We start from the raw sequence: 20,694 nt of genomic DNA on the forward strand, positions 1-20,694 counted from the left end.
CTGTTTCGGACCATCATGTTTTCTCCAGAGATGTTTGTACTGTACCCAAAAACTCCCGCCGGGAATTTCAGCGAAGGTCGGCAGCTGCCTTCGAGGCCGGTTATGCCGTAGCTCAAAGAAATTGGGGCCTGCGCCGCAAAGCACAAGCCCCAATATCAGGAAAGGCGACGACGAATCAGTTCTGACCCATCAGCTCATCGAAAGAAATAGCTTTTCCCGTGACCTTGGCCTTGCCCAGCACGAAGTCGGTCACGTTGTTTTCGATCACAACGGCTTCGACTTCGGCCATGCGGCGGTTGTCGCTAAGGTACCAGCGGACCACGTCTTGCGGCTTCTCGTAGCTGGCGGCCAGCTCTTCGATGTGCGCCTTGAGTTGTTCCGGTTTGGCTTGCAGCTCATTGGAGCGAACCAGCTCGGCGACCACGAGGCCCAGGCGCACGCGCTTTTCGGCTTGCGGACGGAAGATGTCATCAGGAATCGGCGCCTTGTCGGCGTCTTTGATGCCGCGTTGCTTGAGGTCGGCACGGGCGTTTTCCACCATGCGGTCCAGCTCTGCCTGAACGCTGGAGTTGGGCAGGTCGAGCTCGGCATTGGCCACCAGGGCGTCCATGACGGCGTTTTTGTTGCGGGCCAGCAAGCGGAACTTGACTTCGCGCTCGAGGTTTTTCTTGATGTCGGCGCGCAGGCCTTCGACGGTGGCTTCGGCGATGCCGAGCGACTTGGCCAGTGCTTCGTTGACTTCTGGCAGGTGCGCCGCTTCAATTTTCTTGACCGTGACGAGGAAGTCGGCCTGTTTACCGGCCACATCCTTGCCGTGGTAATCGGCTGGGAAGTTCAGCGGAAACGTCTTGCTTTCGCCAGTCTTCATGCCGCGAACAGCGTCTTCGAATTCTTTCAGCATCTGACCGTCGCCGATCAGGAATTGGTAGTCTTCTGCCTTGCCGCCGGCGAAAGGTTCGCCGTCCATCTTGCCTTCGAAGTCTATGGTGGCGCGGTCACCGTCTTGCGCAGGCGCATCTGCGGCGCGCTGGGCAAACGTGCGGCGCTGCTTGCGCAGGATGTCCAGGGTCTTGTCGATGGCGGCGTCGCTGACTTCAGCGCTGACCTTTTCGACTGCGGCGCCGGACAGGTCGGCGATCTTGACTTCGGGATACACCTCGAACACCGCATCAAACGCCAGCTCGCCCTCTGGCGCGCCTTCTTTTTCACTGATACGGGGCTGACCGGCAACGCGAAGTTTGGCTTCATTGGCAGCAACGGCAAACGCCTCACCAACCTTGTCGTTCATGACTTCGTAGTGCACCGAATAGCCGTAACGCTGGGCCACGACATTCATGGGCACCTTACCGGGACGGAAGCCGTCCATCTTGACCGTGCGGGCCAGCTTCTTCAGGCGGGTGTCAACTTCCGACTGGATGGTGTTGACGGGCAGCGTGAGCGTCATTTTGCGCTCGAGCTTTTCAAGGGTTTCAACAGTCACGGCCATGATGGTTCCTAAGATCAAAAATAGTCAAAACAGGTTTTCACCTGGCATGCTGCGGGCGTCCGCAACGGCTGAGCGCACGAGCAACGGGTGCCCAAAGCCTCAGAGGGTGGTGCGCGGGGGGGGACTCGAACCCCCACACCATTGCTGGCGTCAGGACCTAAACCTGGTGCGTCTACCAATTTCGCCACCCGCGCGCCGGAAACAAAAACGGGAATCCGAAAAACCTCCGAATCCCCGCTTGAAATCGGTCAACTCTCTATTTTAGCCGGTATCGGGCCCGGTTTTCGCGCCCGCACTCCCAGCCCAGAGAGAATCACGCTGGCAATGGCTTTTCGCTGTGTTGCGGCTTGATTTCCTGCTTGTCTTCCCGTTTCACGCGGAACCAGGCCGCATACATGGCCGGCAAGGCCAGCAGCGTCAACACCGTCGCGACCACCAGGCCCCCCATGATGGCGACCGCCATCGGCCCCCAGAACACGCTGCGCGACAACGGGATCATGGCCAGCACCGCAGCGGCGGCCGTCAGCACGATGGGCCGCAACCGGCGCACGGCGGATTCGACGATCGCATCCCAGGTAGGGACGCCCCGGGCGCGGTCCTGCTCGATCTGGTCGATCAGGATCACCGAGTTGCGGATGATCATGCCGAACAGCGCAATCACGCCCAGCAGCGCGACGAAACCAAACGGCCGCCCGAGCAGCAACAGCGCGGCGGCCACGCCGGCGATGCCCATGAAGCCCGTCAGAAAGGCGAGGATCGAACGGCTGAAGCTGTGCAGTTGCAGCATCAACAGGGTGAGTACGATAAACAGCGCAACCGGCAAGCCCGCCACGATCGAAGACGAACCCTTGCTGCTTTCCTCCACTGCGCCAGCCACCTGGATACGGTAGCCCGTCATGCCTTTGTCATGCCATTTGGCTTCCAGCGCCTTGAGCTTGGGCATCAGTTCCTGCGTCACGGTGGCGCCCTGCAGGCCTTCGACGATATCGCTCTGTACCGTGATGGCGTAGTCGCGGTTCTCTCGCCACATCACCCCCGGCTCCCAAGTGAACACCGGCTTGGCAATCTGCGTCAGCGGGATGGATTTTCCCGACGCGGTGGGGAGGTAGGCATTGCCGATGTCGGTGATCGCGTTGCGCTCGTCCAGCGGCTGGCGCAGCACAATGTCGATCAGCTTGTCACCTTCGCGGAACTGGCCCACGGGCGTGCCCGCCAGAATGGTGCGCGAAGCCTGCGCGATGGACTGGCTGGTCACGCCGAGCGCGCGCGCCTTGGCCTGGTCGACTTCGAGGCGCAGCACTTTCACCGATTCATTCCAGTTGTCGTTCACGCCGCGTGTGTTGCTGCTTTCACGCATCACCGCCTTGACCTCGTCGGCGCGTTCGCGCAGCACCAGCGGATCAATTCCCACCACGCGGAACTGCACCGGATAAGGCACGGGTGGGCCGTTGGGCAACAGCTTGACGCGGCCCCGCACCTCGGGGAACTCGGTGGCCAGCAAGGCCGGTAACTTGATGCGCAGCGATTCGCGCACCTTCAGGTCCTTGGGCAACACGATCATCTGCGAGACGTTGGTCTGCGGAAAAACCTGGTCCAGCGGCAGATAAAAGCGCGGCACGCCCGAGCCGATCCAGGTGCTGACCGAGCTAACCCCCTCCTCGCGCATCAGGCGCTGCTCCACACGCTTGGCCGTGAGTTCGTTGGCGGCAAAAGAGGTGCCTTCGGGAAACCAGATGTCCACCATGATCTCGGGCCGGCTGGAGTCCGGAAAGAACTGCTGCTGCACCTTGCCCATGCCCACAATGCCCAACGCAAAAATCAGCACCGTCGCGCCAATGGTGATCCAGCGGTGTTGCACGCACCAGTTCACCGTCTTGCGGAAAGTGTTGTAGAACGGGCTGTCGAACATCTCGTGCGGGCTGTCCTGGCCGGCCGCGACTTCCTGCACGTGAGGCGGCACCTTGAGCAGCAGCGTACCCAGGTAAGGCACGAAATACACGGAAACGATCCAGCTGAGCACCAGCGCGATCACGGTCACCGCGAAAATCGCGAAGGTGTATTCACCGGTCGTGGACTTGGCCAGGCCGATGGGCAAAAAGCCGGCGGCCGTGATCAGCGTACCCGTCAGCATGGGCATGGCGGTGATCTCATAGGCGAAGGTGGCAGCACGCACCTTGTCGTAGCCCTCTTCCATCTTGCGCACCATCATCTCGACGGCAATGATGGCGTCGTCCACCAGCAGGCCCAGCGCGATGATCAGCGAGCCCAGTGATATCTTGTGCAGGCCTATGCCGTAATACCACATGGCCAGAAAGGTCAGGCTCAACACCAGCGGGATGGTGATGCCCACCACCAGGCCGGGCCGCATGTCGATGTAATACCGCTTCCACAGCGGCAACTGCCCGGGGCCGTTGTTCGGCCGCTTGTGAAAGCCCAGGGCGATGAAACTCACCGCCAGCACGATCACCACGGCCTCGATCAGCACGCGCACGAACTCATTAACCGAGGTGGCCACCGCTTTGGGCTGGTTCTGGATATTCACCAACTCGATGCCCCATGGCAGGCTTTTTTTGATTCGGTCCGACAGCGCCGTAAGCGCCTTGCCCAACGCAATGATGTCGCCGCCCTTGGCCATCGAGACGCCCAGCGCAATCACCTCCTTGCCCTGGTAATGCACCTTGACGGAAGGCGGGTCCACATAACCGCGCTTGATTTCGGCAATGTCGCCCAATTGCAGCTGGTTGCCGGAACTGCCGCGAATCGGCATCATGCGCAGCTGCTCAATCGCCTGGAACTGGCCCGCCACGCGCACTTGCACCACATCCAGCGGCGTTTGCACGGCGCCAGCGGATTCCACTGCGTTTTGCTGCCCCAGCTGGGTCAGCACCTGGTTCAGGTCCAGCCCCAGTTGCGCCAGACGCTTTTGTGAAATATCGATGAAGATTTTTTCGTCCTGCACGCCAAACTGCTCGACCTTGCTCACGTCCGGCACGCGCAGCAGCTGCTGGCGCACATCGTCGGCAAAGGTCTTGAGTTCGGCGTAATTGAAGCCATCGGCTTCCAGCGCGTAGATCACGCCATAGACGTCGCCAAACTCGTCGTTAAAGAATGGGCCCTGAATGCCACCCGGCAGCGTGCCGCGCATGTCGCCGATTTTCTTGCGCACCGAGTACCAGACGTTGGCGACATCGGTGGGTTTCGACGAGTCCTTGATCTGGAAAATGATCTGCGACTCGCCGGGCTTGGAGTAGCTGCGAATCCTGTCCGCATAGGGCGCTTCCTGCAGCGTGCGCTCCAGCTTGTCGGTCACCTGCTCGGCCACCTGCTGCGCTGTGGCGCCCGGCCAGTAGGTGCGCACCACCATGGCGCGAAAGGTAAAAGGTGGGTCTTCGTCTTGCCCGAGCTGAAAGTAAGCGGCAAAGCCCAGGATCATCAGCACCAGAAGCAGGTAGCGCGTCAGCGCCGGATGGTCCAGTGCCCATTTCGAAAGGTTGAACCGGGTCGAGGGCGAAGCGAGTTCGCCGGCAGCGCTGCTGCTGTCGTGTTGGGGTTGCGTCATGCAGTCCTCACTTCGCGGCAGAAGCGGAAACGGCAGCGGGCGCCGCCACAGGCGCCTGTGGCGTTGCTACAGAATTAATAGCTGTTTGCGCCGGACTGGCACCGGCTACAGCCGCACTGGGCTGATAAAAGCTGACTTTCTGGCCGGGCGAAAGCACATGCACGCCGGCACTGACTACCAGCATGCCGGGCTGCAGCCCGGAGGCCACCACCACGTCGTTGCCGTCCGCCGTGGCGATCTGGATCAGTTGCGGCTTGACGGTCATGGTGGCCTTGTCAACCACCCACACCGCGGTCGCCTTGCCTTCCTGGCGCAGGGCGGTCGTCGGCAACTTGATGACGGGCGCGCCCACCACACTGCCGGCCTGCGGCACCACATACACCGTGGCGCCTAGCGACGGCGGTTCTTTTGCATCGACGGAAACCTTGACGGTATAGGTCCGCGTGACCGGGTCGTTGCTGGCCGCCACTTCCCGCACTTTTCCGGTTAACTCAGCGGTTTGCGACCAGACACGGATGCTGACCGGCGAGCCCACCTTGATGGCGGCCACCTTGTCTTCGGGCACGGCGAACACTACGTCGCGCACACCATCCGCCGCAATCCGCACCACCGGCGCACCTGCCGCCACAACCTGGCCCGGCTCGGCCTCGATGGCCGTGACAACACCTGACACGTCCGCGACCAGCGCTGCGTAGTTGGCCTGGTTGCCTTGCACGGCCAGTTGCGATTGAGCCTGCTCGAGCTGCGCCTGCGCCGCCTTCAGGGTGGTTTCGCGGCGCTCCAGCTCAGCGCCGCTGATGAAGTTCTGCTCTTTCAGCTCCTTGTAGCGCCTGAAATCAGCGGCTGCAAGGTCGCGATTGGTGGCGGCAGCAGCTACCTGTGCACGGGCCGCATCGGCTGCCAGTTTGTAGTCCTGAGGGTCCAGGTTGGCCAGCACCTGACCAGCCTTGACGCGCTGGCCAAGCTCGGCCTGCCGCTTGATGATCTTGCCGCCAACCCGAAAACCGAGCCTTGACTCGACCTGGGCGCGAACCTCACCCGCATACTCGTGGCTGGAAGTAAACGCATCAGTCCCCACGGTGATGACCTTGACGGCGCGAACCGGTTCCTCTGGCGGGGCGGGTTTGGAACAGGCTGCCAACAGGACGGCGGCGGCCACCAGGGAGAAAACGGTTTTTTTCATGATCTGTTTCAGTGAACCCGCGTGGATAGCCGGGCAAAAAAGAGAGTCAGAACTGCTACTGACTGACCGGTTAGTAATCTAAAATAAATGCCCAGGCTTGTCAAGCGACAATCGCCCGCATGACCCCAGGCACCCGATCACCCACCTCATTGGCGCCTTCGCTCCAAGGCGTGGCGCACTATGAAAACTTCCCGGTGGCTTCGCTGCTGTGCCCGCCGCGCCTGCGCCCGCCCATCGCGGCAATTTACTGGTTCGCGCGCACAGCCGATGACATTGCCGACGAAGGCAATGCCCCCCCCCAAACCCGCCTGGCCGACCTTGCGGCCTATCGCGCGGACCTGATGGCCACGTCCACAGGCCTGCCGCCTTCGCCGCGCTGGGCCCCGGTGTTTGCACAACTGGCGCCCATGATGGCGGAGTTTCAGCTGCCGGTAAACCTGCTGGCAGATTTGCTCAGCGCCTTTGAGCAGGACGCGGTCAAGCAGCGCTATGCCGATGAGGCCGAGCTGGTTCACTACTGCAACCGTTCGGCCAATCCGGTGGGTCGCCTGCTGCTGCATCTGTACGACATCCACGACCCCGCCTCGCTGCAGATGAGCGACTTCATCTGTACTGCCTTGCAACTCATCAACTTCTGGCAAGACCTCAGTGTGGACATTCCGCGCGGCCGTATCTACCTGCCGGCCGATGCCTGGGCCCGCCACGGCGCTGACGAAGCGCAGTTGCTGGCACTGGACGCCAACCCAGCCACTATCAATTTGATAGCTGCTTGCGCTCATTCCGCAAGGGCTACCATGCTAAAAGGCTCACCACTTGCCAAAAAAATACCGGGCCGCGGCGGCTGGGAGTTGCGCCTGGTGGTGCAAGGCGGGTTGCGCATTCTCGACAAAATCGAAGCCCAGGGCTTCAACACCCTGCAGCGGCGCCCCAAGCTCAGCCCCTGGGATGTCGTGGTGATGGGATGGCGCGCGCTGTGGATGTAATGCGGCGGCAACCCGAAACAACAAGCAGATAAGCGTAAAGAGGGAGCGGTATGGCAAATCCACAGACACACCCAAAGCCAAAGCGGTCGCCTTCGGGCACCTACCGAATGTTGGTGTGGGGTCTGCTGCTCTTTTGCATCAGCTTCGCGTTGATCGGCGGCGTCATCGCCGAGCAGCTCATGGCTGGGCTGGGTTGCCAGTACCATGCCGACCCCCGCGTGGGTTCCTGCTCCTTCCTGCAGCATGCCCTGGCCTCCAGGCTCGCGCCTTTCCTGTCCGCCAATACGCCTCTGGACTATCCGTTCATGCTGCTGCGCGGATTTTGGGGGCTCATTCTGGTGTGGCTGGTCGCCATAGGCCTCAGTCGCCATGCCTGGCAAAACCCGCGCCAAGCCACCACGGCCATTCCAGCCACGCACCGCCGCGTTCGGGTGAACGCTTCCCCACTGCAGACCCTGCATCAATGCCTGCAAGTGGCCTTCTGGATCCTGCTGGTCGGGCTCGTCACGTTTTGCATCGCCTTCGGCACACCGTTCCTGGCTACCCATGTGTCGCGCGAAATACTGCAGGCCCTGGGATGCAGCCCCGGCACCTTTGACCCGCTGGTATCGCCCTGCATGTCGAATCCGGGCTTCTGGACGCCGCGTTTGCAGCCTTTTCTGCTCCCGCTCCTGGGCCAATTGGGCTCTCCGCTCTGGCTTTTCTGGCAGTTTGGCGATGTGCTGATGGCCTGGGTCGGCGTGATCGCCATAGTGCTCGGTTTGAAGGTTTACGTCGCCCACCGCATTGCCGCCAGGACGGCCTGATGCCCATCCATGATCTCGCTCCCATGGGACAATTGCCGCATGACGCCTGAGCAATATGTCCAGCAAAAAGCCGCCGCTTCCGGCAGCAGCTTTTATTACGCTTTCCTGTTTTTACCCAAAGAACGCCGCGCCGCCATCACGGCGTTTTATGCCTTTTGCCGCGAGATCGACGACGTCGTGGACGAAATTACCGACCCCGGTGTGGCGCGCACCAAGCTCGCCTGGTGGCAAGGCGAGGTACTCAGTGCCTATGCGGGCAACCCGACCCATCCGGTGATGAAAGCGCTGATGCCGCTGGCGCTCACCTACCGCATCGAAGCGCGCCATCTGCAGGCCGTCATTGACGGCTGCCAGATGGACCTGGAGCAAAACCGCTATCTCGATTTTCCGGGCCTGCGGCAGTATTGCCACCTGGTGGCCGGCATCGTGGGCGAAGTGGCGGCGCGCATCTTCGGCCAGACCGACGAGGCCACCACCGCCTATGCGCACAAGCTCGGCCTGGCCTTTCAGCTGACCAACATCATCCGCGACGTCGGCGAAGACGCGATGCGCGGGCGCATCTACCTGCCGGTTAACGAGCTGCAGCAGTTTGATGTCAAGGCGCATGAAATCCTCAAGCGCCAGTACTCAGACCGCTTCAGCGCGCTGATGAAGTTCCAGACCGACCGGGCCCTTGCGCTCTATGACGAAGCGCTGGCCATGCTGCCCGAGGCCGACCGCCGCGCGCAAAAGCCCGGCCTCATGATGGCCAGCATTTACCGCACCTTGCTGCGCGAGATCGCCGCTGACGGCTACCAGGTGCTGCACCAGCGCGTGAGCCTCACGCCGCTGCGCAAATTCTGGTTAGCGTGGAAAACTCAGGCCTTCGGCCGGGTTGTTTGATGGCCCCCACGCTTTTCACTTCGCCTTCGGCTTCGTGTAATGCGCTGCCCCCCGAGGGGGCCGCTGCGCCTGCGGCCTGGCAAAGCCAGTCCCGCGGCCCCGGCTGGTATGGGACCTCCATCCGTCGCCGCGTACCTTCCCGGCTACTGCTCGCGTGCCGGGCATGAGGGTTGCCATCATCGGCGCCGGCTGGGCTGGGTGCGCGGCCGCAGTCGAGGCCACGCGCCTGGGCTACCAGACCACGCTGTTTGAAACCACACGCGTGGCCGGCGGACGCGCCCGGCGCGTGGGCGGCGCGGTGGCCGGTGAAGCTGTGGCGCTCGACAACGGTCAGCACATCCTGATCGGCGCATACGCTGAAACACTGCGGCTGATGAAAGATCTGGGTATTGACCCTGACGCTGCATTGCTGCGGCTGCCGCTCACCTTGCAGTTCCCGGATGGCAGTGGGCTGAAGCTTCCCAAATTGCCGGCGCCGCTGGACGCGCTCGCCGGCATTATGCTGGCGCGCGGCTGGTCGCTGGCCGACAAGCTTTCGATGCTCAAGGTCGCGGTGGGCTGGCAACTCCGGAAATTTCAGTGCGAGCCCGGCCAGTCGGTGGCAGACCTGTGCCGCGGCCTTTCGCCCGGCGCCATGGCATCCCTGATCGAGCCGTTGTGCGTGTCGGCCCTCAACACACCGGCCGAACGCGCCAGCGGCCAGGTGTTCCTGCGCGTGATGCATGACTCGCTCTTTTCTGAAAGCGGCGGCTCCAACCTGCTCATGCCACGCACCGACCTCAGCGCCCTGCTGCCCGATGCCGCCCTGCGCTGGTTGACGGCACAGGGCTGCGCCGTGCGGCTGGGCACCCGGGTGCAATCCATAGCACCCGAGGGTTCGAGCTGGGTCGTCAGCGCCGATGTCAGCACCGCATTCGACTGTGTGGTGCTGGCCTGCCCACCCCATGAAGCGGCGCGGCTTGTGGAAGCAGCCAGCGGGCTGCTTCCAGGCGATTGGCTGGCGCAGGTAAAAGGCCTTCAGCATGAGGCATTGACCACCGTTTACGCCTGGGCACCAGGCGTGCGCCTTGCGCAACCCATGCTGGCCTTGCCCGCCGATGCGCGCGCGCCAGCGCAATTCGTGTTTGACCGCGGACAACTCGGCGGACCGCAGGGCCTGCTGGCTTTTGTGATCAGTGCCAGTACCGGCGATGGCGCCACGCTGGCCGCGCAAGTGCTGGCGCAAGCTGCACAACAGCTGGACCTGAACACCTTGCAACTGGTACAGACCATTGTGGAAAAGCGCGCGACCTTTGCCTGCACCCCTGGCCTGCGTCGTCCAGCCGCAGATGTCGCGCCCGGGCTCTATGCCTGCGGCGACTACATCGCCGGACCCTATCCGGCCACGCTGGAAGGCGCCGTGCGTTCAGGCCTTGACGCGGCGCGGCGTCTGCACTGATAGCTTCCGCGCCCCTGCCATCACGGCGGCGGGATCTGTATCGCTATCATTTCAATAGCTGCTCGCACTCGTCAGTCAAGGGCCTCAGGCACTTTTTGCCATCAATCGCACCGCACGATATGCCGGCCGCGCCAGGCAGCGCTTGAGCCAGTCATCGACTGCCGGGCATTGAGCCATCAGGCTTGCGGCGCCTTGCACCCACGCCAGCACCGACGCCACACAAATATCGGCCGCGGTAAACCGTTCACCCGCCAGGTAACTGCGTCCCTGCAGGTGTTGCTCCAGCACCTGCAGCGGGCCCAGCAAATGCCGCTCGGCGTCTGCCGCCAGCTGGGCCTTGCGGCGCTCCAGCGGCATCATGATGCGGTGCATCAGAAATGCCAGCGCGTCTTTTTCGCACTCGGTCACCACCCAGAAGCTCCAGCGCAAGATTTCTGCCTGCTCGGCATGGTTTTGCGCCGCGAGCAAAGGCGCGTCGGGCGTCTTGAAGCGCTCGGTCAGGTAGAGCACGCAGGCCATGGACTCCCACACCAGTACGCCGTCGTCGTCCACGACCGGAATGCGGCCGTTCGGGTTGATGGCCAGAAATTCCGGCGTGCGCGTGGCGCCGCCCACATACGGCAAGGCGATGTGCTCGTGGGCCAGGCCCATTTCATGCGCTGCCCACAAGGGCCGCGCCGCGCGCGATGCGGCCGTGCCGTAGATTTTGAGAGTCATGAAAAGGCGCTCCTGAAAATCAAAGCCGGTTCAGCGGGGAAACAAATCGCACAACTCGGTGAGGGTGGTCACTGTTTCATGCGGCACGGCGGGATGCGCCCACAATTCGTCAGAGCGATTTACCCAGACCGTCTGCATGCCGCAATTGAGCGCACCCAGCACGTCCAGCGTCGCATCGTCGCCCACGTGCAGCACCTCTTCGGGCTGCACGTCCACCGCGCCGGCCGCCGCATGAAAAATGCGCGGGTCGGGCTTGCCCACGCCGAACTGCTGGGCGCTGATAGCGGCCCGGAAATAACGGCCAAGTCCGATGCGCTCGATGTCGGCATTGCCATTGGAAACCGCCACCAGCGGATAACGCTCGGACAAAAACTCCAGTGCCAGCACGGCGTCTTCAAACAGGGTGACCTTGTTGCGCTCCTCAAAGAAGACGTTGAAAGCGGTTTCGGCCAGAAGCGGGTCTTCGCCGGATCGGTAAAGCGCCACCCGTATGGCCTCACGGCGTATGGCGCTCAGGTTGTATTTGAGTTCGGGGCGCGATCGTGTCACCTGTTCGCGAACCTCGTGCCGGGCCGCGGGATTGGAAAACAGCGCCGCGGTCATCGGGGCATGCTGGCTGAGCCAGTCGTCCAGTGCTTTTTCGGCCCTTTCGATGGCGGGCCAAATAGGCCACAGGGTATCGTCAAGGTCGAGCGTGATGGCTTTTATGGTGGACAGGTCGAGCATAGGCAGGATCAATGGGATAGGCGAGAATAACCCATGTCTTTTTTCACGCGTTTTGCCCCCGAGCCCTCCTTCACGCACGGAGCAGCGCCGGTCAATTCTTCTGCCTCCACCACCGCCGTCCTGCTCTGCAACCTCGGCACACCTGACGAGGCGACTGCACCCGCATTGCGGCGCTACCTCGCAGAATTTTTAAGCGACCCACGCGTGGTTGAGATCCCCAGGGCGCTTTGGTGGCTGATCCTGCACGGGATCATCCTGCGCGTACGCCCCAAAAAGTCTGCGGCCAAGTACGCCAGCATCTGGATGAAGGAAGGCTCGCCACTTCGGGTGTGGACGCAAAAGCAGGCCGTCATGCTGCGTGGTTATCTGGCGGTGCGCGGCCTGCCCGTCGAGGTGCGCTACGCCATGCGCTACGGGCAGCCGTCCATCGCGTCGCAACTCGACCAGCTCAAAGCCGACGGCATCACGCGAATTCTCATCCTGCCGGCCTACCCGCAGTACAGCGGCACCACCACCGCCAGCGTCTTTGATGCGGTCTACGGCTGGGCTGCACGCATCCGCCGCATTCCCGAATTCCGCTTCGTCAACCACTACCATGACCACCCTGGTTATATCAACGCGCTGGCAGCTCGCGTACGTGAGCACTGGCGCACCTCAGGCCGCGGCGAGCAACTGGTGATGAGCTTTCATGGGGTGCCTGAACGCACCCTGAAGCTGGGTGACCCCTATCACTGCGAATGCCACAAAACAGCCCGGCTGCTGGCCACCCAGCTCGGGCTGCAGCCAACCCAGTACAAAGTCACCTTCCAGTCGCGCTTCGGCAAGGCGAAATGGCTTGAGCCGTATACCGAACCCACGCTGGTGGCGATGGCGCAAGCCGGTGTCACGCGGGTTGATGTGATCTGCCCCGGGTTTACCGGCGACTGCCTCGAAACGCTCGAAGAAATCAGCATGGAAGCCCGCGAGGCTTTCCTGCATGCGGGCGGCAAGGAATTCCGCTACATCCCCTGTCTGAACGACAGCCATGAATGGATCGCGGGGCTGGCCGAGTTGGCCCAGCAGCACCTTTCAGGCTGGCCGGTGGCCGGCGCGGAAAATGCAGAAACGCTGGCCGGCATGCGCCAGCGCGCAATGGCCCTGGGCGCCCCCCCATAAACTATGCGTGGGCCAACTCAGGCCTTGAGCTTGAGCAACTGCATCATCAGCTGCGTGGTCTTGGTTTCAAAGTCGATGAAGTTGCTGAGGTCCGTCCCTGACAGCCAGGATTGCTCCCAATAGCTTTGCTTGAGCGTTTTTTTCCAGAGGTCATAGGCCAGCGACGCCTTGACGGCTTCAACCATTTCCGACTGGCGTGCCGGCGTAACGCCCTGGCCCGTGAAGACTGCCCGCCAGTTCGCCATATCCAGATCCAGCCCCTGCTCCCGCACGGAACGCACACCGTAGCTTGTCTTCTTGGATGACACGCCCACAGCACGCAGCTTGCCGCTGGCCAGCTCTGCACTGAAAGTACCGTAGCCGGAAACACCGGCCACGGCCTTGCCGGCCAATACCGCGTCCACCAACTCAAAATTTCGGGCAAAGGGCAAATACAGCGCGTCTTCAGGGCGGGTACCGGCCGACTTGGCCAACAGGCCGGCGAACACGTGGTCCGCCCCGCCGACGGATCCAATTGCAATGGGTGTCAGCCTGGGGCTGGTGCGCAGGCGCTCCGTCAGCTCGTTGACCGTTTTGATGGGTGAGTTGCCCGCCACCACCACCACCAGGTAGTCGCTGGTGAGGCGGGCGACCGGACGGAGCCGGCTCAGGTCCACCACAGGTTTTTGCAAAGCCACGGCACCGACCAGGTTGCTGTCACCCATGAAGAGCGCATTGGAATCGGCGCTGTACTTTCCGGCATACCACGCCAGCCCTGTAGTGCCGCCGTTGCCTTCCTTGTTTTCGTAGTCGATCTCGTCGCTCAGGCCCAGGCCGACCAGGGCATCACCCAGTGCGCGGCCCGCTTCGTCGAGCGTACTGCGCGAAGCAGCGGGGATGACGATGCGCAATTTGGGCGCAAGTTTGCCTTTGACGGCAGTCTGCGCCCACAAGGGTGCAGGGATACCTCCGGTGGCCGCCGCGCCCAGGCACGTGAGCCCCCCGAGAAAAGTACGTCGCCCGACAGTCAGCATGATGTTCTCCAGCACAGGGGTGGCATGTACCGGGCAACATGCCTGCATGCCGTCTGCTCCCCTGAGCATGCTCAGCACGTTCCATGCCATCCAAGATGCCCGCCGATGAAAAGCGGGTGCAACCCCTGCGGTCGCACCGGAACTAACCCAAGGCTTCAGGCTTTGAGCTTGAGCAAATGCACCATGACTCGCGAGGTCGTCAGGTCAAAGTCGATAAAGCTGGCAAAACCGGGGCCTGAGAGCAACGAAGACTCCCAGCGGTTCTGTTTCAGTGTTTTCTGCCACGACTCATGCGCTGTGGCGGCTTTCACAGCCTCGACCATTTCTGCCATGCGCGCAGCCGGCACGTTCTGACCGGTGAACACCCCGCGCCAGTTGGCCATGTCCACATCAAGACCCTGCTCGCGAATAGCGGGGATGCCAAAAACCGTGCGCTTGGACGACACGCCGATTGCGCGCAATTTTCCGCTGGCCAGTTCGTCGCTGAACTCGCTGTAGCCCGATATGCCGGCCATCGCCTTGCCAGTCAACACGGCCTGCACCACCTCGGCGCCGCCGGCGAAGGGCAAGTACACCAGCTCTTCCGGTTTGCTTTGCGAGGCCCGGGTCAGCACGCCTGCAAACACATGGTCGACACCACCGGCCGACCCGCCTGCGATCGGCACCTCTTTGGGATTGGCGCGCAATCGGCTCGCAAGGTCGGCAACGGTGCGGATCGGCGAGCTTGCAGCCACCACCACCACCAGGTAATCACTCGTCAGCCGGGCTATCGGCTGGATCCGCGTCATGTCAACCGCAGGTTTTTGCAGGGCAACCGCACCCACCATGACCATGCCGCCCATCAACAGGGTATTGGGATCGCTGCCGTACTTCTCGGCGTAGTACGACAAGCCAATGGTGCCGCCCTTGCCGCCCTTGTTTTCATATTCGATCTCGTCGGCCGCGCCGGCACCCAGCAAGGCCGTACCCAGCGCTCGGCCGGTCTGGTCCCACCCACCCCCTGCATTGGCCGGTATCACGATGCGCAGCTTCGATGCGAGCTTGACGCTCTTGCCTTTCGTCGAAGCGGCAGCCGCCGTCGCTTTAGCGGTTTGCGCCAACGCCGGCGGCGTGCCCCCCAGCGTTGCCAGTCCCAGCCCGGCGAGCCCTCCCAATGCGGTGCGTCGTTTGATGTTCAGCATATCGTCTCCTTTAGTAAGACCCTCAACTTGCAGGTTGTTTTGTCCCCCAGAGCTTGGCAAGACGCGGAAGCACCAGTACCGCCACCACGATCACGACCAGCGTGATCGACATGGGGCGCTGGAAGAACACGATCGCGCTGCCCTCGCCTATCGACATGGCATTGCGCAGTTGCGCCTCTGCCAGCGGGCCGAGGATCATGCCGACCACAACAGGTGCAGTGGGGAAATCAAAACGACGCATCAGCACGCCCAGCATGCCGATGGCGTAGAGCAGGAACAGGTCAAACGCACTTTGACGCATGCCATAGGCGCCCACTGTCGCGAAGATCAGGATGCCCGCATACAGTTGCGGCTTGGGGATCTTGAGCAGCTTAACCCACAAACCTACCATGGGAAGGTTAAGCACCAGCAGCATGACGTTGCCGATATAAAGCGAGGCAATCAAGGCCCACACCAGCGCGGCCGAGGTGGTAAACAGCTGCGGACCGGGCTGGATGCCGTAGTTCTGGAAGGCACCCAGCAAAATGGCCGTGGTGTTCGACGTCGGGATGCCCAGCGTGAGCAGCGGAATCAGCGCAGCTGTGACCGTGGCATTGTTGGCCGCCTCCGGGCCTGCCACACCTTCGATGGCGCCTTTGGTGCCGAACTCCGCCTTGTGCTCGGGGTTCTTCACCAGCTTTTTTTCCATCGCATAGCTCAGGAACGTCGGTATCTCGGTGCCGCCGGCCGGAATACAACCGAAAGGCGCACCGATGGCGGTGCCGCGCAGCCAGGCCGGAATCGACCGCTTCCAGTCGGACTTGGTCATGTGCACGCGGCTGAGCTTGTTCTGCTCCTCCGCCGTTTTGCCTTCATAAAGCACGGCGTACAGCACTTCGGCCACAGCGAACAGGCCCACGGCAACCAGCACGATTTCAATGCCATCGAGCAGCTCCGGAATGCCGCCGGTGTAGCGGCCCTGGCCGGATATCTGGTCCAGGCCAACGCAGCCCGCCGCCAGGCCCACCAACAGCGCCGTCATGCCGCGCAGCGTGCTTTTTCCCAGTACCGCGCTCACGGTGGTAAAAGCCAGCAGCATCAGGAGGAAGTATTCCGGCGGGCCCAGCTTGACCGCGAATTCGGCCACAAAAGGCGCAAACAGCGTGACGATGACGGTGGCAATGGTGCCCGCAACAAAAGAACCAATGGCCGACGTCGCAAGGGCCGCGCCCGCACGGCCGTTCTTGGCCATCTTGTTGCCCTCCATCGCCGTGACCATGCTGGCGGTTTCGCCAGGCGTGTTCAGCAAGATGGAAGTGGTCGAGCCGCCGTACATTGCGCCGTAGTAAATGCCCGAGAAAAAAATCATCGAGGCAGTGATGTCGACCTTGCCGGTGATGGGCAACAGCATCGCCACCGCCACTGCCGGGCCAATGCCGGGCAGAACGCCTACCGCCGTGCCAAGGGCACAGCCTACCAGGCACCAGAGCAAATTGGCCGGAGTGATCGCCGTGGCGAAACCAGCCATCAGGGCATTAAAGATTTCCATGTCAGATCCACCCCGTGCTGGTCAGGCCTGGCAAATTGATCGCCAGGAATTTTGTGAACATCCAGAACACCGGCGCGGAAATCGCCATGCCCACCAGGAAATCGGTGATCCAGGTGCGCGGCGCATTGACGCCTGCCTGGCCACTTGCGCGGCGCAAGCCCTGCACCGCGAGCAGATAGCACAGCGTGCAGCTCAGAATGAAGCCGATGCTGGTGATGAGCGCCGCGTTGAGCAACAGGCCCGCCGAAACCCACACAAAGCCCGGCCAATGGGCCTGCACCGCACCAGAAGGCGGATCCAGCTCGCGAAAGCCGCCGCTGCGCGCTTCCCAAATGATGAAGCCGCCGCAGATGGTGAGGCCGACAGACACCAGCCACGGCAGGAAATTGGGGCCTACGCCGCCATAACCTGCTTCGGACGAAATGCCGATCGCGCCAAAGGCCAGCGCCAGGCCGGTCAGCAGCACGCCGGCGCCGACCAGAGTTTGCGGCCAGACAGCCGAGGGATCTGAAGTTGTCATCGTTATAGTTCCCGTAAGACAAGGGGCGGACATGCGCAGTCTGGCGGCGCGCCGCCCTTTCGTCAAATTTGAATTACCAAATTTGCGCCCGGGGCGGCGTGCTGCGGTTCGCTAAAGCGCAGAAACGTGGAAAGCGTGAAAAACGCGAAAGGTCAGACCATGCCGGACTTGACCATGGTGGCACGCAGCGCGGCAAAGTCGTCGTCCACGAACTTCGCAAACGCGTCGCCCGTCAGGACTGCAGGAGTCCAGTCGTTCTTTTTGACAGCCTCGGTCCAGGCCGGCGACTTGAGCGCGGCCAGCACCATGTCGGTCAGGGCCTTGCGCTGCGCATCGGAGATGCCGGGGGCGCCGTAAACACCGCGCCAGTTGCCGATTTCCACATCGATGCCCTGCTCCTTGAGCGTGGGCACATCCACGCCGGGAAGGCGCTTGCCGGAGGTCACGGCGATGGCCTTCATCTTGCCGGCCTTGATGTATTCGGCAAACTCGCTGTAACCGCTGCCGCCCACCGTGACGTTGCCGCCCAGGATGGCTGCCGTGGCTTCACCGCCGCCGCGGAAAGCAACATAGTTGATCTTCGACGGATCCGCGCCGACCTTTTGCGCAATCATTGCCGCAGCGATGTGCTCTGTGGAGCCGCGCGAACCGCCGCCCCACTTCACGCTACCGGGGTCTTTCTTGAGCTGCTCGACCACGTCCTTCATGGACTTGAAAGGCGAATTGGCGGGCAGCACGAACACGTTGTATTCACTGGACAGGCGTGCGATGGGAGTGGCTTGCGACAGGCTGACCGGTGGCTTGCCGGTGATCAGGCCGCCCAGCATGACGGCGCCCATCACCATCAGTGCATTGGGGTCGCCCTTGGAGCCGTTGACGAACTGGGCCAGGCCCAATGCGCCGGCGGCGCCGCCCTTGTTGTCATAGGTCACAGTGTCGGCGGCCTTGGAGTCCGTCAAGGCCTTGCCCAGAGCACGGCCCGTGGTGTCCCAGCCACCGCCTGGATTGGCGGGAATCATCATCTTGACATTGGCAGCGGCAAAAGCCGGCAGGGGCAAAGCGCCCGCAGCCGCCAGGGCTGCCAGGGATTTGAGAAAGGTATCGCGACGCATGAATGTCTCCTTGAAAATAGGACTTTGGAATCGTTGAAATTGCCGGGCTGGCGAAGGCGCCTGAAGGGGCGCCATGGCCGATCACGGGCTTATCATGCGCTTCCTTTCTGTCAAACGGCTGTCCGCAAGCATTGGGGAAAGTGCTAATGTCTAGGGCCTGCTAACAGGCCCTAACCCATGTTGCCCCCATGAAATTGTTGCTGATCGAGGATGATGCGTCGATGCAGGCTGCGCTGCAGCGGGCCCTGGGCCGGCGCGGCATGGAGGTTTTCAGCTGCACCGACGGCCGCCAGGCGCTGGCGCAATGGACGGACACACAGCCTGATGTGGTGGTGCTGGACCTTAGCCTTCCCGGTATTGACGGCTTGCAGGTGCTGGAGCAGGCGCGCCTCAAGGGACTGGCCACGCCGGTGCTGATCCTGACCGCGCGCGGCACGGTGGGCGACCGCATCATGGGCCTGAACACCGGGGCCGACGACTACCTGCCCAAGCCCTTCGACCTGGACGAACTGGAAGCCCGCCTGCGCGCCCTGAGCCGCCGGCGCGCGGCAACCGCCCTTCCCCCGGAAAACGATGCCGGCGCGCAAATCGTGGGCGAGTTGCGCTACGAAAAAGACAGCGGGGCCATCTACCACCGCGACCAGGTGCTGGAGCTGACCCCCCGCGAACTGGCGCTGCTACAGGCCCTGATCGCCAAACCCGGCCATGCGGTGTCCAAAGAGCGCTTGTTCGAGCTGGTCTTCCCCGGCGAGGCGGATGTGCAGTATGAGGCCGTGGAAGTGGTGGTGTACCGCCTGCGCAAAAAACTGGCGCAAACCGGCGTCACCCTGGTCACGCTGCGTGGCCTGGGCTACCTGCTGAAAGTGGATGCATGAGTCTCTTGCAACCCCGGCAGGACGCTCAGGCAGAAACCACCGCAGCACCTGACGTAGCACCGGGGGCAATGCAGGCCAAGATCGCCGGCGCCATTTCCCTGCGCAGATACCTGCTCATCGGCATTCTTTTGCCGGTGGGGCTGCTGGTGGTGGCCAATACCTTCAGCCTGTACCAGCAGGCACTGGGCGCGGTGAATACAGCTTACGACCGCACGCTGTTGGCTTCGGCCAAATCCATCGGCGAACAGCTTGACGTGACCGGCTACGACGAGCAGTCCGAACTGCGCGTCACCGTACCTTACGCGGCGCTGGAGGCCTTCGAGGCCGACAACCAGAGCCGGCTCTTTTACCGGGTGTCCAGCCTCAACGGCCGCATGGTATCGGGCTTCGACCAGTTGCCATTCTGGCGCGGCCGCATTCCAGCGCGGCCGCCCTACTCGGCGCTGGTGGATTTTTACGATGACGCTTTCATGGGCGACGACGTGCGGGTCGCGGTTTTGCTGCAGCCCGTAGCCAGTGAACGTGGCCGCGCCATGGCGGTGATTCAAGTGGCGGAAACCCTTGAGCTACGCAAAACACTGGCCCGAAAAATCCTTGTCGACACGCTGTGGCGCCAGGCCCTGCTGCTGGCAGTGATCGCCCTGGTGGCGATAGTCGTGGTGCAGCGTGCCACGCGGCCGGTACGCCGCCTCAGCGCCGAGCTGCAGGCCCGCCCCGAAGGCGATCTCACGGCGATCACCGCGCCCGACGCTCCGCGCGAGCTGCTGCCGCTGGTGGACGCCACCAACGAGGTCATGGGCAGGCTGCAGCATCTGCTGGACAACCAGAAACGCTTTGTCCGAGACGCGGCCCACCAGCTGCGCACCCCGCTGGCGGTGCTCAAGGTGCAGGTGCAGTCGGCGCTGCGCGGCGACATGGAGGCACGCGATGCGCTTGTGGAAATCAACCAGACGGTGGACCGCGCCACCGTGCTGGCCAACCAGATGCTGGCGCTGGCCAAGGTTGAACAGTTGCGCCAGCAGGCCGACCTGCAGGCAATTGACCTGGCGCAGGTGGTGCGCTCGGTGGCGCTGGACCTGTCGCCGCTGATCGCCGAAAAAGACATCGACTTCGAGATTGAAACGGTACCGGCGCGCGTCACCTCGCATGAATGGATGCTCGGCGAGCTCACGCGCAACCTGCTGCACAACGCCATCAAGCACACGCCGGCCGGCGGCACGCTGGCAGTGCACATCGTGCGTGACGCGAACGCTGTCGCCATGACCATCAGCGACAGTGGACCGGGCGTGTCGGCCGAATTGTCGGCGCGGCTTTACCAGCCGTTTTCGGCCGGCAACGTCCGCCACGGCTCTGGACTGGGGCTGGCGATCTGCCGCGAAATCACGGAAGCGATGCACGGCAGCATCTCCCTGGAAAACCGCGTCGTGCACGGCCGCGTCACCGGCCTGGACGCCACGGTACGCCTGCCCACGACGTAATTGCGCGGCGCCATCCTACGCAGCAGCCGCGAGCCTGGTACAAAATAAGCGT

Annotated in this window: 18 protein-coding genes and 1 tRNA gene; 8 read left to right on the top strand and 11 right to left on the bottom strand. The window is 62.7% G+C overall.

Going from position 1 to position 20,694, the window contains the following annotated elements; genetic code table 11:
* The coding region (locus ABI546_RS15555; RefSeq protein WP_348047864.1) for a hypothetical protein at positions 1-185 on the top strand (185 nt) is incomplete at its 5' end.
* On the opposite strand, the gene tig is transcribed toward ABI546_RS15555, so the two are convergent.
* The 4 genes from tig to ABI546_RS15575 all read right to left on the bottom strand — a co-directional run bounded on the left by tig (position 176) and on the right by ABI546_RS15575 (position 6,228).
* Complete coding sequence (gene tig / locus ABI546_RS15560; RefSeq protein ID WP_348047866.1) at positions 176-1,486, bottom strand: trigger factor; 1,311 nt, start codon at positions 1,484-1,486, stop codon at positions 176-178. The two genes, ABI546_RS15555 and tig, sit on opposite strands and share 10 nt — an antisense overlap.
* Before the next feature lie 107 nt (positions 1,487-1,593).
* Positions 1,594-1,680, bottom strand: a tRNA-Leu gene (locus ABI546_RS15565).
* A gap of 119 nt (positions 1,681-1,799) precedes the next feature.
* A complete protein-coding gene (locus ABI546_RS15570; RefSeq protein WP_348047868.1) occupies positions 1,800-5,045 on the bottom strand; it encodes an efflux RND transporter permease subunit in 3,246 nt (1,081 codons plus the stop codon).
* A gap of 7 nt (positions 5,046-5,052) precedes the next feature.
* Entirely contained in the window at positions 5,053-6,228 is a 1,176-nt protein-coding gene (locus ABI546_RS15575; protein WP_348047870.1) for an efflux RND transporter periplasmic adaptor subunit, read from the bottom strand.
* Positions 6,229-6,347: 119 nt separating this feature from the next.
* Between ABI546_RS15575 and hpnC the strand changes: the two genes are divergently transcribed.
* From hpnC to hpnE, 4 genes are all read left to right on the top strand, one after another.
* Positions 6,348-7,211: a squalene synthase HpnC gene (hpnC, locus tag ABI546_RS15580; protein WP_348047872.1), complete on the top strand. Its 864-nt coding sequence runs from the start codon at positions 6,348-6,350 to the stop codon at positions 7,209-7,211.
* A gap of 107 nt (positions 7,212-7,318) precedes the next feature.
* Positions 7,319-8,017 (top strand): hypothetical protein, encoded by a 699-nt coding sequence (locus tag ABI546_RS15585; RefSeq protein WP_348047874.1) that lies wholly within the window; start codon positions 7,319-7,321, stop codon positions 8,015-8,017.
* Positions 8,018-8,056: 39 nt separating this feature from the next.
* Positions 8,057-8,899 (top strand): presqualene diphosphate synthase HpnD, encoded by an 843-nt coding sequence (hpnD, locus tag ABI546_RS15590; RefSeq protein WP_348047876.1) that lies wholly within the window; start codon positions 8,057-8,059, stop codon positions 8,897-8,899.
* Positions 8,900-9,062: 163 nt separating this feature from the next.
* The gene (gene hpnE / locus ABI546_RS15595; protein ID WP_348047878.1) at positions 9,063-10,337 is read left to right on the top strand and encodes a hydroxysqualene dehydroxylase HpnE; all 1,275 of its coding nucleotides are present in this window, start codon (positions 9,063-9,065) and stop codon (positions 10,335-10,337) included.
* Positions 10,338-10,421: 84 nt separating this feature from the next.
* On the opposite strand, the gene ABI546_RS15600 is transcribed toward hpnE, so the two are convergent.
* Together ABI546_RS15600 and ABI546_RS15605 are read right to left on the bottom strand one after the other, a co-directional pair.
* Positions 10,422-11,054: a glutathione S-transferase family protein gene (locus tag ABI546_RS15600; RefSeq protein ID WP_348047880.1), complete on the bottom strand. Its 633-nt coding sequence runs from the start codon at positions 11,052-11,054 to the stop codon at positions 10,422-10,424.
* 30 nt (positions 11,055-11,084) lie between these two features.
* A complete protein-coding gene (locus ABI546_RS15605; RefSeq protein WP_348047882.1) occupies positions 11,085-11,780 on the bottom strand; it encodes an HAD family hydrolase in 696 nt (231 codons plus the stop codon).
* Positions 11,781-11,813: 33 nt separating this feature from the next.
* Between ABI546_RS15605 and hemH the strand changes: the two genes are divergently transcribed.
* Positions 11,814-12,935, top strand: a complete 1,122-nt coding sequence (gene hemH, locus ABI546_RS15610) for a ferrochelatase (RefSeq protein WP_348047884.1) — start codon at positions 11,814-11,816, stop codon at positions 12,933-12,935.
* 17 nt (positions 12,936-12,952) lie between these two features.
* On the opposite strand, the gene ABI546_RS15615 is transcribed toward hemH, so the two are convergent.
* From ABI546_RS15615 to ABI546_RS15635, 5 genes are all read right to left on the bottom strand, one after another.
* On the bottom strand, positions 12,953-14,038 hold the full coding sequence (locus ABI546_RS15615) for a tripartite tricarboxylate transporter substrate-binding protein (protein ID WP_348047886.1): 1,086 nt from the start codon (positions 14,036-14,038) through the stop codon (positions 12,953-12,955).
* Between the two features lie 65 nt (positions 14,039-14,103).
* Complete coding sequence (locus tag ABI546_RS15620) at positions 14,104-15,129, bottom strand: tripartite tricarboxylate transporter substrate binding protein (protein ID WP_348047888.1); 1,026 nt, start codon at positions 15,127-15,129, stop codon at positions 14,104-14,106.
* A 22-nt stretch (positions 15,130-15,151) separates the two neighbouring features.
* The gene (locus tag ABI546_RS15625; protein WP_348047890.1) at positions 15,152-16,657 is read right to left on the bottom strand and encodes a tripartite tricarboxylate transporter permease; all 1,506 of its coding nucleotides are present in this window, start codon (positions 16,655-16,657) and stop codon (positions 15,152-15,154) included.
* A 1-nt stretch (position 16,658) separates the two neighbouring features.
* Entirely contained in the window at positions 16,659-17,177 is a 519-nt protein-coding gene (locus ABI546_RS15630; protein WP_348047891.1) for a tripartite tricarboxylate transporter TctB family protein, read from the bottom strand.
* A gap of 152 nt (positions 17,178-17,329) precedes the next feature.
* The gene (locus tag ABI546_RS15635) at positions 17,330-18,289 is read right to left on the bottom strand and encodes a tripartite tricarboxylate transporter substrate-binding protein (RefSeq protein WP_348047893.1); all 960 of its coding nucleotides are present in this window, start codon (positions 18,287-18,289) and stop codon (positions 17,330-17,332) included.
* A gap of 188 nt (positions 18,290-18,477) precedes the next feature.
* Here ABI546_RS15635 and ABI546_RS15640 point away from each other — a divergent pair, with 188 nt between their 5' ends.
* Entirely contained in the window at positions 18,478-19,164 is a 687-nt protein-coding gene (locus tag ABI546_RS15640; RefSeq protein ID WP_348047895.1) for a response regulator transcription factor, read from the top strand.
* A 68-nt stretch (positions 19,165-19,232) separates the two neighbouring features.
* Positions 19,233-20,642 carry a sensor histidine kinase N-terminal domain-containing protein gene (locus ABI546_RS15645; protein ID WP_348047915.1) on the top strand — a complete coding sequence of 470 codons (1,410 nt, stop codon included), beginning with the start codon at positions 19,233-19,235 and terminating at the stop codon, positions 20,640-20,642.
* The last annotated feature ends 52 nt before the right edge of the window (positions 20,643-20,694 follow it).

Origin of the sequence: Polaromonas sp. (genome assembly GCF_039932935.1) — a bacterium.
Lineage (GTDB): Bacteria > Pseudomonadota > Gammaproteobacteria > Burkholderiales > Burkholderiaceae_C > Polaromonas.

Excerpts from the sequence above, each read along its gene's own strand:
- ABI546_RS15640 (WP_348047895.1), top strand. The coding sequence starts at position 18,478 with ATGAAATTGTTGCTGATCGAGGATGATGCGTCGATGCAGGCTGCGCTG.
- ABI546_RS15570 (WP_348047868.1), bottom strand. The coding sequence starts at position 5,045 with ATGACGCAACCCCAACACGACAGCAGCAGCGCTGCCGGCGAACTCGCT.
- hpnC (WP_348047872.1), top strand. The coding sequence starts at position 6,348 with ATGACCCCAGGCACCCGATCACCCACCTCATTGGCGCCTTCGCTCCAA.
- tig (WP_348047866.1), bottom strand. The coding sequence starts at position 1,486 with ATGGCCGTGACTGTTGAAACCCTTGAAAAGCTCGAGCGCAAAATGACG.
- ABI546_RS15605 (WP_348047882.1), bottom strand. The coding sequence starts at position 11,780 with ATGCTCGACCTGTCCACCATAAAAGCCATCACGCTCGACCTTGACGAT.
- ABI546_RS15615 (WP_348047886.1), bottom strand. The coding sequence starts at position 14,038 with ATGGCATGGAACGTGCTGAGCATGCTCAGGGGAGCAGACGGCATGCAG.
- hpnE (WP_348047878.1), top strand. The coding sequence starts at position 9,063 with ATGAGGGTTGCCATCATCGGCGCCGGCTGGGCTGGGTGCGCGGCCGCA.
- ABI546_RS15600 (WP_348047880.1), bottom strand. The coding sequence starts at position 11,054 with ATGACTCTCAAAATCTACGGCACGGCCGCATCGCGCGCGGCGCGGCCC.
- ABI546_RS15645 (WP_348047915.1), top strand. The coding sequence starts at position 19,233 with ATGCAGGCCAAGATCGCCGGCGCCATTTCCCTGCGCAGATACCTGCTC.
- ABI546_RS15585 (WP_348047874.1), top strand. The coding sequence starts at position 7,319 with ATGTTGGTGTGGGGTCTGCTGCTCTTTTGCATCAGCTTCGCGTTGATC.
- ABI546_RS15620 (WP_348047888.1), bottom strand. The coding sequence starts at position 15,129 with ATGCTGAACATCAAACGACGCACCGCATTGGGAGGGCTCGCCGGGCTG.
- ABI546_RS15630 (WP_348047891.1), bottom strand. The coding sequence starts at position 17,177 with ATGACAACTTCAGATCCCTCGGCTGTCTGGCCGCAAACTCTGGTCGGC.
- ABI546_RS15575 (WP_348047870.1), bottom strand. The coding sequence starts at position 6,228 with ATGAAAAAAACCGTTTTCTCCCTGGTGGCCGCCGCCGTCCTGTTGGCA.
- ABI546_RS15635 (WP_348047893.1), bottom strand. The coding sequence starts at position 18,289 with ATGCGTCGCGATACCTTTCTCAAATCCCTGGCAGCCCTGGCGGCTGCG.
- hemH (WP_348047884.1), top strand. The coding sequence starts at position 11,814 with ATGTCTTTTTTCACGCGTTTTGCCCCCGAGCCCTCCTTCACGCACGGA.
- ABI546_RS15625 (WP_348047890.1), bottom strand. The coding sequence starts at position 16,657 with ATGGAAATCTTTAATGCCCTGATGGCTGGTTTCGCCACGGCGATCACT.
- hpnD (WP_348047876.1), top strand. The coding sequence starts at position 8,057 with ATGACGCCTGAGCAATATGTCCAGCAAAAAGCCGCCGCTTCCGGCAGC.